This is a genomic window from Xanthomonas sp. NCPPB 2864, assembly GCF_056675615.1.
The window spans coordinates 29,228-44,372 of the sequence record NZ_JBWWVS010000008.1 but is presented as its reverse complement, the minus strand read 5'-3'; the positions used below and the strand labels follow the sequence as shown (position 1 = coordinate 44,372).

The following is a 15,145-nucleotide window of genomic DNA, read 5'->3' as shown; positions in this document are numbered from 1 at the left end:
CGATTGCGGCCTGGAAGGCGTCATAGCACCGCCTCAGCGCACTCAGCCTTCCCGCAACCAACGCGCCACCTGCGGTGCGAAATAAGTCAGCACGCCGTCGGCGCCGGCGCGCTTGAACGCCATCAGTGCTTCCAGCACGCACTTGCGCTCGTCCAGCCAGCCATTGGCGGCGGCGGCCTTGAGCATCGCGTACTCGCCGCTGACCTGATAGGCGAAGGTGGGCACGCGGAATTCCTGCTTCACCCGCCGCACCACATCCAGATACGGCATGCCCGGCTTGACCATCACCATGTCCGCGCCCTCTTCCAGGTCCAGCGCGATCTCGCGCATGGCCTCGTCGCTGTTGGCCGGGTCCATCTGATAAGTGGTCTTGTCGGCCTTGCCCAGATTGCCGGCACTGCCGACCGCATCGCGGAACGGGCCGTAGAACGCCGAGGCGTACTTGGCCGAGTAGGCCATGATGCGCACGTTGAGATGGTCCTGCGCATCCAGCGCGCGGCGGATCGCACCGATGCGGCCATCCATCATGTCCGACGGCGAGATGATGTCCACACCGGCTTCGGCATGCGACAGCGACTGCCTGACCAGCGCCTCGACGGTGATCTCGTTGAGCACATAGCCCTTGGCATCGATGATGCCGTCCTGGCCGTGCGTGGTGTACGGGTCCAGCGCCACGTCGGTCATGATGCCGAGTTCGGGAAACCGCGCTTTCAGTGCGCGCACCGCACGCTGCGCCAGGCCGTCCGGATTCCAGGCCTCGGCCGCGTCCAGGCTCTTGCCGGCCGGGTCGATCACAGGGAACAGGTCGATCACCGGAATGCCCAGCTCCAGGGCCGCTTCGGCTTCGCGCATCAATTCGTCCAGCGACAGGCGCTCGACGCCAGGCATGGACGCGATCGGCGCGCGGCCGGACAACTCATGCACGAACACCGGCCAGATCAGGTCATCGGTGGTCAGCGTGTTTTCGCGCATCAAACGGCGCGAAAACGCATCGTGGCGCATGCGGCGGGGACGGTAATGGGGATGGGCCATCGTGGGCTCCTGTCAGCAGCCCGCAAGTTTACGCCCGCGACCCGCCGCCGGACGCGCTGCGACGCTGTGTCGCAGCGGTGCAACGGGCCGGATCACGCCGTGATCAATGCAAATGCAAGCGTGATCCGCTTGGACCACGCGGTCAGCTCACCCCACAGGGAACGTGCCCGGCTGGCGGCGGTGCCACGCGTCGATCTTCTCCATCGCCAGCCGGCGCACGGCCCTCCGAACTCGCGCGACCTGCCTGGAAGGCGACGCCGCGTGCTAGATCACGCCGCCGCCCAGGCTCAGGCGGATCACCCCGACCACGATCACCAGGCCGTTGAGCAGCAGACCGGTCTTGGCACGTCCGCGATTGCCGGCCGAGGTGAACAGCAGCGCGATCGCCGCGATCAGCGCGCCCAACGCCGCAAACGGGATCAGGAACCAGTTGCCCCAGCCCAGCAACGGGATGAAGGCCAGCACCATCCACAGCAGCGCCACAATGCCCCACAGCAGGCTGATCAATCCCACGTGCCACCTCGCCATTCAAAGAAGCCCCGAGCTTAGCGCCGCGCCCGCCAATGCGCTGTGGGCAGATGGTCACCCTGACCAATGGCGGCTTGGCGGTAGCCTCACGTGGGCATGGCTAGGGTGCGGCAAAGTCCAGAGCGATTCAGTCCGGGCGCCGGATCATCGTTGCCATTACCCACAGGGGGTTCCACCATGTACATGCAATCGCTGATCAGGAATGCCGCCATCGCGGCTGCCACCGTTGCCTTGCTGGCCGGTTGCGCCAGCAGTTCCAAGGTGATGCTGGGCCAGGCGCGCGCGCCGATCGACCCGTCACTGGTGCAGGTGTACTCCAATGCACCGGTCGGCTCGGTGGAAATCGCCCAGCTCGAATCCACCAGCGCTGCCGGTTTCGGCACCCAGGGCCAGACCGATGCGGCCGTGCAACGGCTCAAGCGCGAAGCCGCCAAGCTGGGCGCCAACGGCGTGGTCATCGTCGGCGTGGGCTCGGAACGCTCCGGCGGCGGCCTGTCGGTCGGCGGCGGCAGCTACGGCGGCCGGGTCGGCGGTGGCCTGGGCATCGGCATCCCGACCACCCAGAAGCGTGCGGCCGGCATGGCGATCTGGGTGCCGGCGGGGGCCAGGGATGCCGCTCGCTCGCCGCCGGGGCAGTGAACCGATCGACTTGAATGCGGGGGATTTCGACTAGCATCAATCCAGCACCGGACGGGGGGCTAGCCCTTTCGTTGATGCTTTTTAGTCACACAGCGCCCTAGGCCGTCTTGTAGTGAAACGCCAAATCGGATGCAGTATCCTTCGCCGGCAGACAGGTCGAGCCGGCCAGGCGATGGTTCACTAAAGGGTTGCTGCTGACTCGCAAGACATCACTCGCACTTGGCAAAGCGCAACCCTTGATCTCAATCACCTAAGGAATAGCCATGAAAAGCTGGATAGGGATGTTGATGTTGGCGGGATGCTTTGCTGGACAGGCGACGGCGCAGACCAAGGGCGTGACGCTGGTATGCCGCATGAACGATCCTTTCCTTTTCTGCTCAGACGGCTGTGCGGACCCTGACCACCACTGGGCACCGCTGGACCCAATCCAGGCCACCATAAAGCCCGTTGTGCCCTATTGCCCGTTTCCGACGACTGCGGATACGAATTACTGCAAAGGCTGGTCACAACGTGCCTTCACGGCGTATTTCCAATACGTAAGTGTCTGCCCGAAAGCGAATAAGACGGGCGAGTGGACCGGTAAAAAGCCTGCGGACATGGTGCCGTTCAAGCATTGATTCCGATCCGGACGGTATGAAACAGAAATCTCGCCTCGCTACTCCAGAGGCGATGTTGACGCAGACGCGTTAACGAATATCTGCGCAAACGCATCTCCATCGACTGCCGAACCTTTCAATGCTCAGGTACTGAAATAGTCAATACCCCGGCTAGCGGAGAGCTCGCCAGGGTATCGAGCAACACAGGGCCAAGGCGCCCTGAATCCTGTAGCCGCTCTGTCTCTATTTGGCCTGCGCTGGAATGAACTGTGTTTCCACCGCCTTGGCCAGTTGGTCTGGTGGCAGCAGGCCCTGGTCGAGCAGGAAGTTGTTGAAGGCCAGGCGGTCGAACTTCTTGCCCAGGACCAGCTCGGTGCGCATGCGCAGTTCGAGGATGCGGGTATAGCCGTAGAAGTAGCTGCCGGCCTGGCCGGGCGCGCGGACGGTGTAGCGGTCCAGTTCCTGGCGGGTCATCGCTGGCGAGAGGCCGACGTCGTCTTCGAGCACCTGGCGTGCGCGTTCGCGGTCGATCAGGCCGAGGTTGAGCATCGGGTCGAGCATGGCGCGGGCGGCGCGTAGCAGGCGGAACTGCAGGGCGATCAGCTGACCGTCGAGCGGTTCGTACGGGACCATTTCGGCTTCGGCATACAGCGCCCAGCCTTCGACGTTGACCGAGTTGAACGCGAACAGGCTGCGCGCCAGCGACACGCCGCGTTCGACCATGGCAGTGAACTGCAGCTCGTGTCCGGGGCGGCCTTCGTGCGCACTGAGCGTCCAGGCGGCCGATCCGAAGTTGAAGTCGTCGTACTGCTCTTTCTTGGCTCCATCGGCGGTCGGGTTGCCCAGCGGCAGCACGAACTGGCCCTGCTGGCCGGTATTGCCGATCAGCGGTGCTGGCAGGAAGTGCGGCGCCGGTTGCGCGGCACTTTCGGCGGCACTGCCCAGGCGCATCTGCATCGGGCGATTGGGCACATCGACGATGCGCTGCTGGCGGATGATCGGGTCGATCTGGTCGATCACGCCGCGGTAGTGGGTTTCCAGCTGGTCGTCGGCGATCTTGTTGCCCTTGAGCGCACGGATCACCTGTACATAATCGCTGCCCTGCACGCCCTTGGCCTTGGCCACCAGCGGCGCGAGCTGACGCATCGCCGAGCGGGTTTCCATGAATTCCAGCTGCGCGCGCTGAATCAGCTGCTGCGGGGCGATATCGATGCCGACCTGCTTGAGCTGGAAGGCATACAGCGGTTCGGGCAGGCGGGTGTCCTTGCGTGCCTTCGGCAATACTGTGGTGCGGGTCCAGTTGGCGTAATCCTTCAACTGGGTGGACATCGCCTTGAGCGCTTCGTCACCGCCGGCGATCTTGTACTTGGCGAACAACTCGCCGATGCCGGCGACGTAGGTGTCCACGTTCGCCAGCGCCTGCTCCACTTCGCGCTGGGTGGGCTGCAGCAAGGTGGTGTTGCCAAGCTGCTCTTCGTAGCGCTGGCGGGCCAGTGTGGTGGTCGGCGTGCTGCCCGGCACCAGGCCGACGTAACGCTTGAGGCGGTCCAGCGCCTTGGCGCGGCGCTCGGGCACGGTCTGGTCAGACAACAATCCGTTGAGGCCGCTGAAGACCAGCTGCGGGGCATCGTTCCATGGCAACAGATAGCGCTCGTTGAGTTCGCTGCCTTCGATGTTCTGCTCGGCCGCAGCGATCATGATCTGCAGGTCCTGGCGCACATTGACGTCGCGCTCGGTGGCCAGCTTGGCCTGCAACGCGGCGCGCGCCTTGTTCATCGCATCGCGGTAGCGCGCGGCGTTGTTTGGCCCCAGGTCGATGACCTGGTCGTCGTAGCCGGGCACGCCGAAGAAGCTGGCGTATTCGGGCTGGAACGGCGCCTGCGCGTTCAGCAGGATCTGTGCGTAGCCGTTGCTGGTCTGCACCCAGGCCGGCGTGGCAGGTTGGGCCTGCGCGGCTTTACCGGTCTGTGCCTGCAATGGCAGCGAAGCACCGAGCGCCAGCGCAATGGCGAGAACGAGTGGTTTCATGGGGCGGATCCGCAAGTTGAGTAGCGCGACCCTACCCATCCGCGGCGGCTGCGGCAATGCGTCTTAGGTCATGGTCGGCAGGAGTGCGGCGGCGCTTGCGGGTCGGCTACCAGGTTGATTGGATCGGCGGTCTGCTGGCGAATGTCAGCATTTGCTAGCGCCATCTCCCGTGCTTGCGGCTGGCGTCCGCCTGGCGCCGGCTTCCCTCGCCGCGCGGCCCGTGCACGTCCACGCTGCGACGGGCATCTCCTGCCCGACCGCTCTGGTGAATGTCGCCGATGCCAGGCATCGGCGGTCGTTTACCACTGCAGTTCCGTCTCCCCGGCACCGATTGCCGGCCGCTCAGGGCATCAGGCAGCGCTGGATGAATGCCTCCGCGGTCTTGTAGCGATGCAAGGCAGTGCTGCCGGACAAGCCGTGCTTGGCGCCGGGATAGGTCATCAGTTCGAAGGCAGTGCCGCGCGCCTGCAACGCACTCATCAGTGCGGTGGAGTTGGTGAACAGCACATTGTCGTCGGCCATGCCGTGGATCAGCAGCAACTTGGCACGCAGGCCGTCCAGATGGGTGGCGATGCGTGCGTCGCGGTAGCCGGCGGCGTTGCCGGCCGGCAGGTCCATGTACCGCTCGGTGTAGTGGGTGTCGTACAGGCCCCAGTCGGTGACCGGTGCGCCGGCTACGCCGCAGGCGTAGGCGTCGCTGTGTTTGGCCAGCAGCATCAGCGTCATGTAGCCGCCGTTGGACCAGCCCTGCACGCCGATGCGGGTGGGATCGACCCAGCGCTGCGCCTTGAGCCAGGCCACGCCTTGCAGCTGGTCGTCCACTTCCACTGTGCCCTGCCTGCCGTACAGCGCGCCACCGAAGTCGCGGCCGCGTCGCGGGGTGCCGCGGTTGTCCAGCGAAAACACCACGTAACCACGCTGCGCAAGATATTGATCGAACAGCGCATCGCCACGGCTTGGCCAGGCGTCGAGCACGGTCTGCGCGGCGGGGCCGCCATACACGTACACCATCACCGGATAGCGCTTGGCCGGGTCGAAGTCGTCCGGTTTGATCAGGCGATACTGCAGCGGCGTGGTGCCGTCGGCGGCAGTGAGCGTGCCGAATTCCATCGGGCGCTGCGCGTCACGGTATCTGGCATACGGGTGCTGCGGATCGGCCAGATCGTTCTTCAGCAACGTGGCGATTTTTTCGCCATTGGCGCGAAACAGCTCGATCTGCGGCGGCGTGGTGGTGTTGGACCAGCTGTCGACATACACGCTGGCGTTGTTGGCGAAACTGGCGGCGTGCGTGCCGTGGGGTGTCGAACGTTGTTTGATCGCACCGCCGGCCAGCGGCACGGCGTAGATGTGGGCCTGGGTCGGCGATTCCTTGCTGGCGGAAAAATACACCGTGCCGGCTTGCTCATCGACGGCGAGCAGTGCATCGACCACCCAGGCGCCGGAGGTCAGCGGCGTGAGCGTGCGGCCATCTTCCGATGCCACGTACAGATGCTCGTAGCCGCTGCGCTCGGAGTTCCAGATGAAGCGACCGTCCTTGAGAAAACGCAGATCGTTGTGGAGCGGCACCCAGGTCGGCGAGGTCTCGGTGATCAGCACGCGTTGCTTGCCGCTGGCCAGCGTGGCTTCGATCAACTCGAGGGTTTTCTGGTCGCGCGACTGGCGCTGGAAGGTCAGCCGCTGCGCATCGCGCCAATCCACCCGTGCGAGATAGATATCGGGATTGCTGCCCAGCTCGATCCAGCGCGGGGCGGCGTTGGCGCGCGGTGCGATCACACCCAGCCGCACGGCCACATTGGGCTGGCCGGCCTGCGGATAGCGCTGGCTGATGACCTCGGTATGGTCGGCATAGACCTCCGGGCGCTTTTGCACCGGCACGCCGGATTCGTCGATACGCGCGAAGGCGATCGCCGAGTCGTCCGGCGCCCACCAATAGCCGGTGTGGCGATCCATTTCCTCGTCGGCGACGAACTCGGCCACACCGTTGCCGATGGTCTCGCTGCCGTCGCTGGTGAGCTGCAGCTGCTTGCCGCTGGCCAGGTCGATCACCCACAGGTTGCGCTCGCGCACGAAGCTGACGAAGCCGCCCCTGGGCGAGAGCTTGGCGTCGGTGGCGAAGCCTTCGCCGTGGGTGAGCTTGCGCACTGCCGCCGCGCCGGTCTTGCGCAGGTCGTACAGATACAGCTCGCCACCGAGCGGGAACAACAGTGCATGTGCGTCCGGCGCCCATTGGTAATCGACGATGCCGGCGAAGGCAGCGATGCGTTGGCGCTCGCGGCGGGCCTTTTCGACATCGCTGAGCGTTTCGGTGCCGGGCAGCACGATTTTGGAATCCACCAGCAGCCGGGTCTGACCGCTGGCGATGTCGTACTCCCACAGATCCAGCTGATTGCGGTCGCTGTCCTTGCCGCGCAGGAAGCTCACGCGCGAGCCGTCGGGGGCGACCTTGGGTTTCATCAGCGTCGGGCCGGACAACGGCAATGGGCCGGTGATGGCATCGAGGGTTAGTTTTTCGGCGTGGGCGGTGGTGATCGTGCTGAGCATGAGGGCAAGGGCGGCGAACAGGGCGCGCATCGAAGATCCTGTCTTGAGATAGCACACAGGATGCGGGCACGTGGGGTGTTTGAGAAGCGCGGCGGGTGATGGCGCGCGTGGACGTCCTGCCACTTTGTGCGCGCGGTAAAGGCGCGCGGACCGTACCGTCACCCCAACCCCTTCCCGGGGGGAGGGGGCTCAGCCGCCGTGTGGAACTGCCGTGCGTGCCGCGCTGTTGTTACTGCGCCTTTAGCGTTTACCGAACAGATGCTTGCGCTCTTCCTCGCTCAGCGGCTTGCCGGCGTTGGGGTTGACCTGCTCCTTGAGCGCATACGCACGTTGCGTGGCCGGGCGCGCGGCGATGGCGTCGTGCCAGCGCTTCAGATGCGGGAGCTCGGCGTAATCGGGGCGGATGTCGGCGTAGACCTCGATCCACGGATAGCTGGCCATGTCGGCGATGCCGTACTCGGGGCCGGCCAGGAATGCCTGCTCGGCCAGGCGCTTGTCGAGCACGCCATGCAGGCGACGCACCTCGGCGTTGTAGCGTTCGATCGCGTAGGGAATCTTTTCCGGCGCGTAGACGTTGAAGTGGCCCATCTGGCCACTCATCGGCCCCAGTCCACCCATCTGCCAGAACAGCCACTCCAGCGCGGCGATGCGGCCACGCGCATCGCGCGGCAGGAAACGGCTGGTCTTCTCGGCCAGGTACAGCAGGATGGCGCCGGATTCGAACACGCTCTGTGCCGGGCCGCCGTCGGCCGGTGCGTGGTCGACGATCGCGGGCATCTTGTTGTTGGGCGAAATCTGCAGGAAGGCCGGCTCGAACTGCTCGCCCTTGCCGATGTTGACCGGCTTGAGCGTGTAGTCCAGCCCGGCCTCTTCCAGGAACAAGGTGACCTTGTGGCCGTTGGGGGTGGGCCAGTAGTACAGGTCGATCATCGTGCGCTCCAGTTCGGCAAGGGGTGGCACGCAGCGCGCGCCTTGGCGATCGATGGTACGACCAAGCCCGCGACCGGTGCGTGCGCGTGCGGTGGTGCTGGCTGGAACGATGTGTGACGCGATTGGTTCGTGGCCGATGCTGCAGTGCAAATTGACTTGGTTAAGCCTGCGCTCACAAATGCACGATTGTGTCATCGACCTTTGCCTGCCCTCTGGGGCCGGCTATCTTCATTTGGGGAAGAAATCATTGTGAGAGAGCCACGCACCCTGCCGCGCACGCGGCGTCTGACGTCTGCCCTGCTGTTTGCCCTGTCGACGCCGCTGGCCGCGCAGACCGCGCCGGCACCGCAGTCCGCATCCACCGTCCCCGGCGCGAGCCAGGCCGATCCCGCCACGCTCGATGCGGTGCAGGTCACCGGCATCCGCGGCAGCCTGACCTCGTCGATGAACGTCAAGCGCGATGCGCAAGGCATCGTCGACGGCATCGTGGCCGAGGACATCGGCAAGTTCCCCGATACCAATCTGGCCGAGTCGCTGCAACGTATCAGCGGCGTATCGATCGACCGTTCGCTGGGCGAGGGTTCGCGCGTCACCGTGCGCGGCGTCGGCCCGGACTTCAACCTGGTGCTGTTGAACGGCCGGCAGATGCCGGGCGCCAGCATCGAGGAATCCAACGCCTCCAATTCGCGCGCGTTCGACTTCGCCAACCTGGCGTCGGAGTCGATCTCCGGCATCGAAGTGTTCAAGACCAGCCGCGCCAGCACGCCCACCGGCGGCATCGGTGCGACCATCAACATCAAGACCAGCCGGCCACTGGACAACCCGGGCCTGCATGCCAACGTCGGCCTCAAGGGCGTGCACGACAGCTCCAACGAGAATCTGCCCGGACGCCTGCAGGGCGATGCGCTGACCCCGGAAATCTCCGGCATCTTCAGCAACACCTCGGCCGATGGACGCTTCGGTGTATCGCTGAGCGGCAGCTACCAGGAACGTGACTTCGGCTATAGCCAGGTCGGCGTGCCCAACGGCTGGCGTTCGTTCCGCGGCGATTCCACCGCCTACGGCACCATCCCGCAGCCGGGGGCGCCGGGCTCGGAAAACATCGTCAACCGCCCCGGCCCGAATGACATCTATTCGGTGCCGCAGAACCTCAACTACCGTGTGGTCGGCGTCGAGCGCCAGCGCACCAACGGCCAGTTGACGCTGCAGTACAAGCCGCTGGACAACGTCACCACGACGCTGGATTACACCTATTCGGAAAACAAGATCCAGCAGCAGCGCAACGAGATGTCGGTGTGGTTCAACTATGGGCCGTCGGCCAGCGCCTGGACCAATGGCCCGGTCGCCGGGCCGGTGAGCTATTCGGAAATCGTCAATCCGCCCACCAGCGATCTGGCCACCGCCGGCTCCAATGCGGCCACGCGCAACCAGAACAAGTCGCTGGGTTTCAACGTGGATTGGGCAGTGAATGACCAGTTCAAGCTCAACTTCGACATCCACCGCTCCACCGCAGAAGCCGGTGCGGACAGCCCGTTCGGTTCCAGCAATTCGCTGGGCGTGTCCGGCTTTTACCGCGGCACCTCGGTGGTAGATTTCAGCAAGGATTTCCCGGTGTTGCAGCAGCAGCTGGGCTTTGGCCTGACCGGGCTGGATCCGTCGCGTACCTTGGTCACCGGCTCGGCGTTCCGCAACAGCTACATGAAGTCGGAGATCGACCAGGCCCAGGTCAACGGCGACTTCACCTTCGAAAATTATTCGCAGTTGAAGTTCGGTATCGGAAGCACCGAGGTCAAGAACCGCTCGGCGTTCTCCAACGTGCAACGCGATACCTGGAACGGCAACGGCACCGCGGCCGATTATCCTGACGATCTGTGGATCCCCAGCTCGTTTGCGCAGTACTTCGATGCGATCGACGGCAGCGGCAATCCGGCGCAGTTCAACCAGCTGTTCCTGTTCGACTTCGAACGCGCCCGCCAGGCGGCCGCGCAGGTGGCCGGCGACGATGCGCTGTACCGCACCTCGCCGGTGTTCACCACTGACCGCCGCGTGACCGAAAAATCCAAGAACGCCTACCTGCAGTGGAACAACAGCTGGGACGATTTGCGCGTGCCGATCAGCCTGGCCGCCGGTGTGCGTTACGAAGAAACCAAGGTGGACGCACAGGCACTGGTGCCGGTGGCGGTGGGCATCGACTGGGTCGCCAACAACGAGTTGCCGATCCGTGTGGCCAACTCGGCGTTCGCCAGCGGCAGCGGCAAATACGAGTACTGGCTGCCCAGCCTGGACCTGAGCTTCAAGCTCACCGAGGATCTGGTGCTGCGCGGCAGCTACGGCGAAACCATCGGCCGGCCCGGCTGGGGCGATATCCAGGGCGGGCAGACGCTCAGCGAGATCGCGCGCCTGGAGGGCGGCACCGGCCAGGAAGGCAATCCCGGCCTCAAGCCGCTGCTCTCGCACAACATCGATTTTTCGCTGGAGTGGTACTACAGCGATGCCAGCTACGCCTCGGTGGGCTTCTTCCGCAAGAACATCGACAACTATATCGGCGTGACCACGCGCAATGACACCTCGCTGGGATTGAACACCCCGATTGGCGGCGCGTACTGGAACGAAGCGCTGGGCAACGGCTGCGCCTCGGCCGACCTGACCTGCATCCGCAACTATATTTTGCGCAACCGCGACGGCGCGCCCGGCGTGGTGCGCGGGGCCGATGCCAATGGCAATGCCACCGGCGTGATCAGCGGGCAGCCGGGCGATCCGGTGGCCAACTTCGCCATCACCGCGCCGGCCAACCAGCGCTCGGCCTCGCTGGACGGTTGGGAATTCAACCTGCAGCACATGTTCGGCGACAGCGGCTTCGGCGTGTCGGCCAACTACACCAAGGTCGACTCCGGCCTGACCTACGACAACTATGTGATCGGCGAGCAGTTCGCGCTGGAAGGGCTGAGCGATTCGGCCAACGTGGTCGGCTTCTACGACAGGGACAAGTGGCAGGTGCGTGCGGCCTACAACTGGCGCGACGAGTTCCTGGCTGCACGTTTCGACGGTAGCGGCCAGCCCAACCCGGTCTACACCGAAGCCTATGGCCAGCTGGACCTGAGCATCGGCTACCAGTGGACCGAGAACCTGTCGCTGAGCCTGGAGGCGATCAACCTCACCGACGAGGTGCAGCGCCAGCACGGCCGTCACCCGAACCAGATCATCTACGCCACCCAGACCGGCCCGCGCTACATGCTGGGCGTGCGTTACAAGTTCTGGTGATGCAGCGCGTTGGTCATGCAGTGATGTTCTTTTAAGCGCTCCCGGCAGCGAGTCTGCCAGGGCGTTTCGCACGGCGCTCTCGTGGCGTTTCCCGGATGTGTCGCATCCGGGACTTGCCATGCCGAAGCAACTGTCCAAGCATGGGCCACGCGCCCCGCGTGATGTGTCTTTCCCCCCATGACCAATGCCGTGTTGTTGAACAACCTCGATCACCGCGACCTGCGCGTGATCACCACGCACGGCGCCGCCTACGGCGACGACGTGATGTCGGCCGCGACCTTTCCGCAGGAGTTCCGCCAACTGCAGGCGCAGTACCCGATCGTGTTCCATCGCAGCGGCGAGCGCAGTTTTCAGCCGCTGGCATTGCTGGGATTACGCTTGGGCGAGAACCTGTTCCTGGATGGTGCGCGCTGGGATGCGCCGTACGTGCCTCTGGCGATCCAGCGGCAACCGTTTTTGATCGGCGAACAGGAGGACGGGCCGATGGTGCACGTGGACCTGGACAGCCCGCGTATCAGCCGCAGCGAAGGCGAGGTGCTGTTTCGCGAACACGGCGGTACCACCGAATTTCTCGACCACATCAGCCAGGTGCTGCGCACCTTGCATGATGGCCTGGCCGCGAGCGAGGCGTTCGTCGACCGCTTGCTTGGCTACGACTTGCTCGAACCGTTCGTGTTCGAGGCCACGCTGCAGAACGGCCTGGAATGCCGTCTGACCGGGCTCTACGCGGTGCACGAAGAACGCCTGCGCGCACTCGACGATGCGGCCCTGCTCAATCTGCACCGGCACGGCGATCTGGAGCCGTTGTACATGGCGGTGGCCTCGGTCGCGCAGTTCCGCCATCTGCTCGACCGCATGCAGCGCCGTCATGCTGGCTGAGCCGCGCGCCATCGAAGAACGGCACGGGCTGGACCCGCAGCAGCTGGACCCGGCCGTGCTGCGCTCCACCACGCCGTTGGTGTTGCGCGGGCTGGTGCGCGACTGGCCACTGGCGCAGGCCGGCGCCACCTCGGCGCAGGCGGCGGCGGCCTACCTGCGCGGTTTCGATCGCGGCGAAGCGGTGGTGGCACAGGTCGGCCCGCCGGACATCGGCGGGCGCTTCTTCTACAACGCGGACATGAGCGGCTTCAATTTCCGTCCCGAGCGCGTGCCGCTGGGCGTGGTGCTGGAGACCTTGTTGCGCGATCTGCACAACCCGCAGCCACCGGCGATCTACGTCGGCTCCACCACGCTGGACACCTACCTGCCCGGCCTGCGCGCGCACAACCCGATCGCGCTGCCGCAGCGCGAGCCGCTGGCCAGTATCTGGATCGGCAACCGCACCCGCATCGCCGCCCATCAGGACCTGCCCGACAACCTGGCCTGCGTGGTCGCCGGGCGCCGCCGCTTCACCCTGTTTCCGCCGCAGCAATTGGCCAATCTGTATATCGGCCCGCTCGATCTCACCCCGGCCGGGCAGCCGGTCAGCCTGGTGGATATCGCCGCGCCGGACCTGCAGCGCTTTCCACGCTATGCGCAGGCGCTGGAACACGCGCTGGTGGCCGAGCTGGAACCGGGCGATGCATTGTTCATTCCCAGCATGTGGTGGCATCACGTCGAAGCGCTGACACCGTTCAACGTGCTGGTGAATTTCTGGTGGCGGCAGAGCCCGGCCTACATGGATTCGCCGATGAACGCGCTGATGCTGGCGCTGCTCACCCTCCGCGACCTGCCAGCCGAACAACGCGCGATCTGGCAGGACGTGTTCGACCATTACGTGTTCGATGCCGATGCGGACACCGCCGCACATATGCCGGAGTCTGCGCGCGGCGTCCTGGCGCCGATGGACGAGGCCCGTGCCCGCAGCCTGCGCGCGCGGTTGCTGCAACGCCTGAATCGCTGAGGATCTGACGCCATGACCGCCACCGCCCCTTCCGACCCACAACAGCGCCCGGTACGCCGCGTCGTCATCGCCGGTGGCGGCACCGCCGGCTGGATGGCCGCCGCCGCGTTATCCAAAGTGCTGGGCCGGCACCTGCAGATCACCCTGGTGGAATCGGACGAGATCGGCACGGTGGGCGTGGGCGAAGCCACCATTCCCAGCCTGGTCACCTTCCACCGCCTGCTGGAGATCGACGAGGCCGCGTTCATGGCCGCCACGCAGGCCACCATCAAGCTGGGCATCGGCTTCGAACACTGGCGCGATGTGGACCGGCATTACATCCACTCCTTCGGCCACACCGGCACCGATCACTGGAGCGCGGGCTTCCAGCATTTCTGGTTGAAGGGCCGGCAGCGTGGCCTGGCGCGCGACTTCGGCGACTACTGCCTGGAACTGCGTGCCGCGCAGGAAGGCCGCTTTGCGCATCTGCCCAATGGCGGCATGAATTACGCCTACCACCTGGATGCGGGACTGTACGCGCGCTTCCTGCGCCGCTTCAGCGAAGGCTTCGGCGTGCAGCGTATCGAAGGCCGTATCGGCAACGTGGAGACCCACGCGCACAGCGGCTATCTCACCGCGCTGACGCTGGACGACGGCACGCGGGTGGAAGGCGATCTGTTCCTGGATTGCACCGGCTTTGCCGGTCTGCTGATCGGCAAGACGCTGGGTGTGGGCACGGACGATTGGTCGCAGTGGCTGTTCGCCGACAGCGCGCTGGCGGTGCAGACCGAATCGGTCGGCGCGCCGGTGGCCTACACCCGCTCGCGCGCCGATCAGGCGGGCTGGATGTGGCGCATTCCGCTGCAGCACCGCGTCGGCAACGGCATCGTGTACTCCAGCCGCTACATGGATCAGGACAGCGCCGCGCAGGTACTGCAGCGCAATCTCAGCGGCCGCGCACTGACCCAGCCGCGCGCACTGCGCTTCACGCCCAATCAGCGGCATCGGGTCTGGGAAAAGAACTGCGTGGCGCTGGGCCTGGCCAGCGGCTTTCTGGAGCCGTTGGAATCGACCAACATCCATCTGATCCAGCGCGGCATCATCCGGCTGATGCAGACCTTTCCGCAGGTCATCAACGATGTCGACATTGCCGAGTACAACCGCCAGGCCGCCGCCGAAATCACCCATATCCGCGATTTCGTGATCCTGCACTACCACGCCACCGACCGCCGCGACACGCCGTTCTGGCGCGATTGCGCGGCGATGGACATCCCCGACACGCTGCGGCACCGGGTGGAGTTGTTCCGCCAGAGCGGGCGGGTATTCCACCAGGCCAACGAGCTGTTTGCCGAAAATTCCTGGGTGCAGGTGATGCTGGGCCAGGGCATCACACCAAAGCAGCACCACCCGGTGGCCGACCTGATGGGCGATGCCGAGCTTCGTCATTTCCTGGAGACCATCCGCACGCGGGTCGATGCCGCATTGGCGCGGCTGCCTGCGCATGCGGACTTCCTGCGCCGCTACTGCCCTGCGCCGCCGCTGCCCGAGCCGGCCACGCGGCTGCCGGCCAACGCCGCACTGGCCACCGGAGCGCGATGAATTTCGCGCCCGGCAGGCGCCCCCCTTGGCTTAGACCGCCCCAGCAATGCTAGATTGCCGCTTTGCCGTCCATTGCGGGAACAATGGCCGGCCTCGCCGCAGCATCTTTCGCAATCGGGGTAAGGGGGAC

Annotated in this window: 11 protein-coding genes; 6 read left to right on the top strand and 5 right to left on the bottom strand. The window is 65.3% G+C overall.

The window, feature by feature from the left end; genetic code table 11:
* Positions 1-42 precede the first annotated feature (42 nt).
* Together hemB and AC1KVE_RS15995 are read right to left on the bottom strand one after the other, a co-directional pair.
* Entirely contained in the window at positions 43-1,032 is a 990-nt protein-coding gene (hemB, locus tag AC1KVE_RS16000; RefSeq protein WP_481092594.1) for a porphobilinogen synthase, read from the bottom strand.
* A 264-nt stretch (positions 1,033-1,296) separates the two neighbouring features.
* The gene (locus AC1KVE_RS15995; RefSeq protein WP_024939083.1) at positions 1,297-1,539 is read right to left on the bottom strand and encodes a hypothetical protein; all 243 of its coding nucleotides are present in this window, start codon (positions 1,537-1,539) and stop codon (positions 1,297-1,299) included.
* 198 nt (positions 1,540-1,737) lie between these two features.
* Here AC1KVE_RS15995 and AC1KVE_RS15990 point away from each other — a divergent pair, with 198 nt between their 5' ends.
* Together AC1KVE_RS15990 and AC1KVE_RS15985 are read left to right on the top strand one after the other, a co-directional pair.
* Positions 1,738-2,199: a hypothetical protein gene (locus AC1KVE_RS15990; protein ID WP_184616106.1), complete on the top strand. Its 462-nt coding sequence runs from the start codon at positions 1,738-1,740 to the stop codon at positions 2,197-2,199.
* A gap of 263 nt (positions 2,200-2,462) precedes the next feature.
* Entirely contained in the window at positions 2,463-2,816 is a 354-nt protein-coding gene (locus AC1KVE_RS15985; RefSeq protein ID WP_184616105.1) for a hypothetical protein, read from the top strand.
* A 222-nt stretch (positions 2,817-3,038) separates the two neighbouring features.
* Here AC1KVE_RS15985 and AC1KVE_RS15980 read toward each other — a convergent pair whose 3' ends face one another.
* The 3 genes from AC1KVE_RS15980 to AC1KVE_RS15970 form a co-directional block, all read right to left on the bottom strand.
* On the bottom strand, positions 3,039-4,823 hold the full coding sequence (locus AC1KVE_RS15980) for a DUF885 domain-containing protein (protein ID WP_166771856.1): 1,785 nt from the start codon (positions 4,821-4,823) through the stop codon (positions 3,039-3,041).
* 342 nt (positions 4,824-5,165) lie between these two features.
* Positions 5,166-7,394, bottom strand: a complete 2,229-nt coding sequence (locus AC1KVE_RS15975; RefSeq protein ID WP_481092593.1) for a S9 family peptidase — start codon at positions 7,392-7,394, stop codon at positions 5,166-5,168.
* Between the two features lie 210 nt (positions 7,395-7,604).
* Positions 7,605-8,294 carry a glutathione binding-like protein gene (locus AC1KVE_RS15970; RefSeq protein WP_104553141.1) on the bottom strand — a complete coding sequence of 230 codons (690 nt, stop codon included), beginning with the start codon at positions 8,292-8,294 and terminating at the stop codon, positions 7,605-7,607.
* A 249-nt stretch (positions 8,295-8,543) separates the two neighbouring features.
* On the opposite strand from AC1KVE_RS15970, the gene AC1KVE_RS15965 reads away from it, so the two are divergent.
* From AC1KVE_RS15965 to AC1KVE_RS15950, 4 genes are all read left to right on the top strand, one after another.
* Positions 8,544-11,555, top strand: a complete 3,012-nt coding sequence (locus AC1KVE_RS15965) for a TonB-dependent receptor (RefSeq protein WP_435012964.1) — start codon at positions 8,544-8,546, stop codon at positions 11,553-11,555.
* A 177-nt stretch (positions 11,556-11,732) separates the two neighbouring features.
* A complete protein-coding gene (locus AC1KVE_RS15960) occupies positions 11,733-12,434 on the top strand; it encodes a SapC family protein (RefSeq protein WP_435012963.1) in 702 nt (233 codons plus the stop codon).
* Positions 12,424-13,437 (top strand): cupin-like domain-containing protein, encoded by a 1,014-nt coding sequence (locus AC1KVE_RS15955; RefSeq protein ID WP_065033441.1) that lies wholly within the window; start codon positions 12,424-12,426, stop codon positions 13,435-13,437. The genes AC1KVE_RS15960 and AC1KVE_RS15955 overlap by 11 nt, the downstream gene beginning before the upstream one ends.
* Before the next feature lie 12 nt (positions 13,438-13,449).
* Positions 13,450-15,015 carry a tryptophan halogenase family protein gene (locus tag AC1KVE_RS15950; RefSeq protein ID WP_481092592.1) on the top strand — a complete coding sequence of 522 codons (1,566 nt, stop codon included), beginning with the start codon at positions 13,450-13,452 and terminating at the stop codon, positions 15,013-15,015.
* Positions 15,016-15,145: the final 130 nt, after the last annotated feature.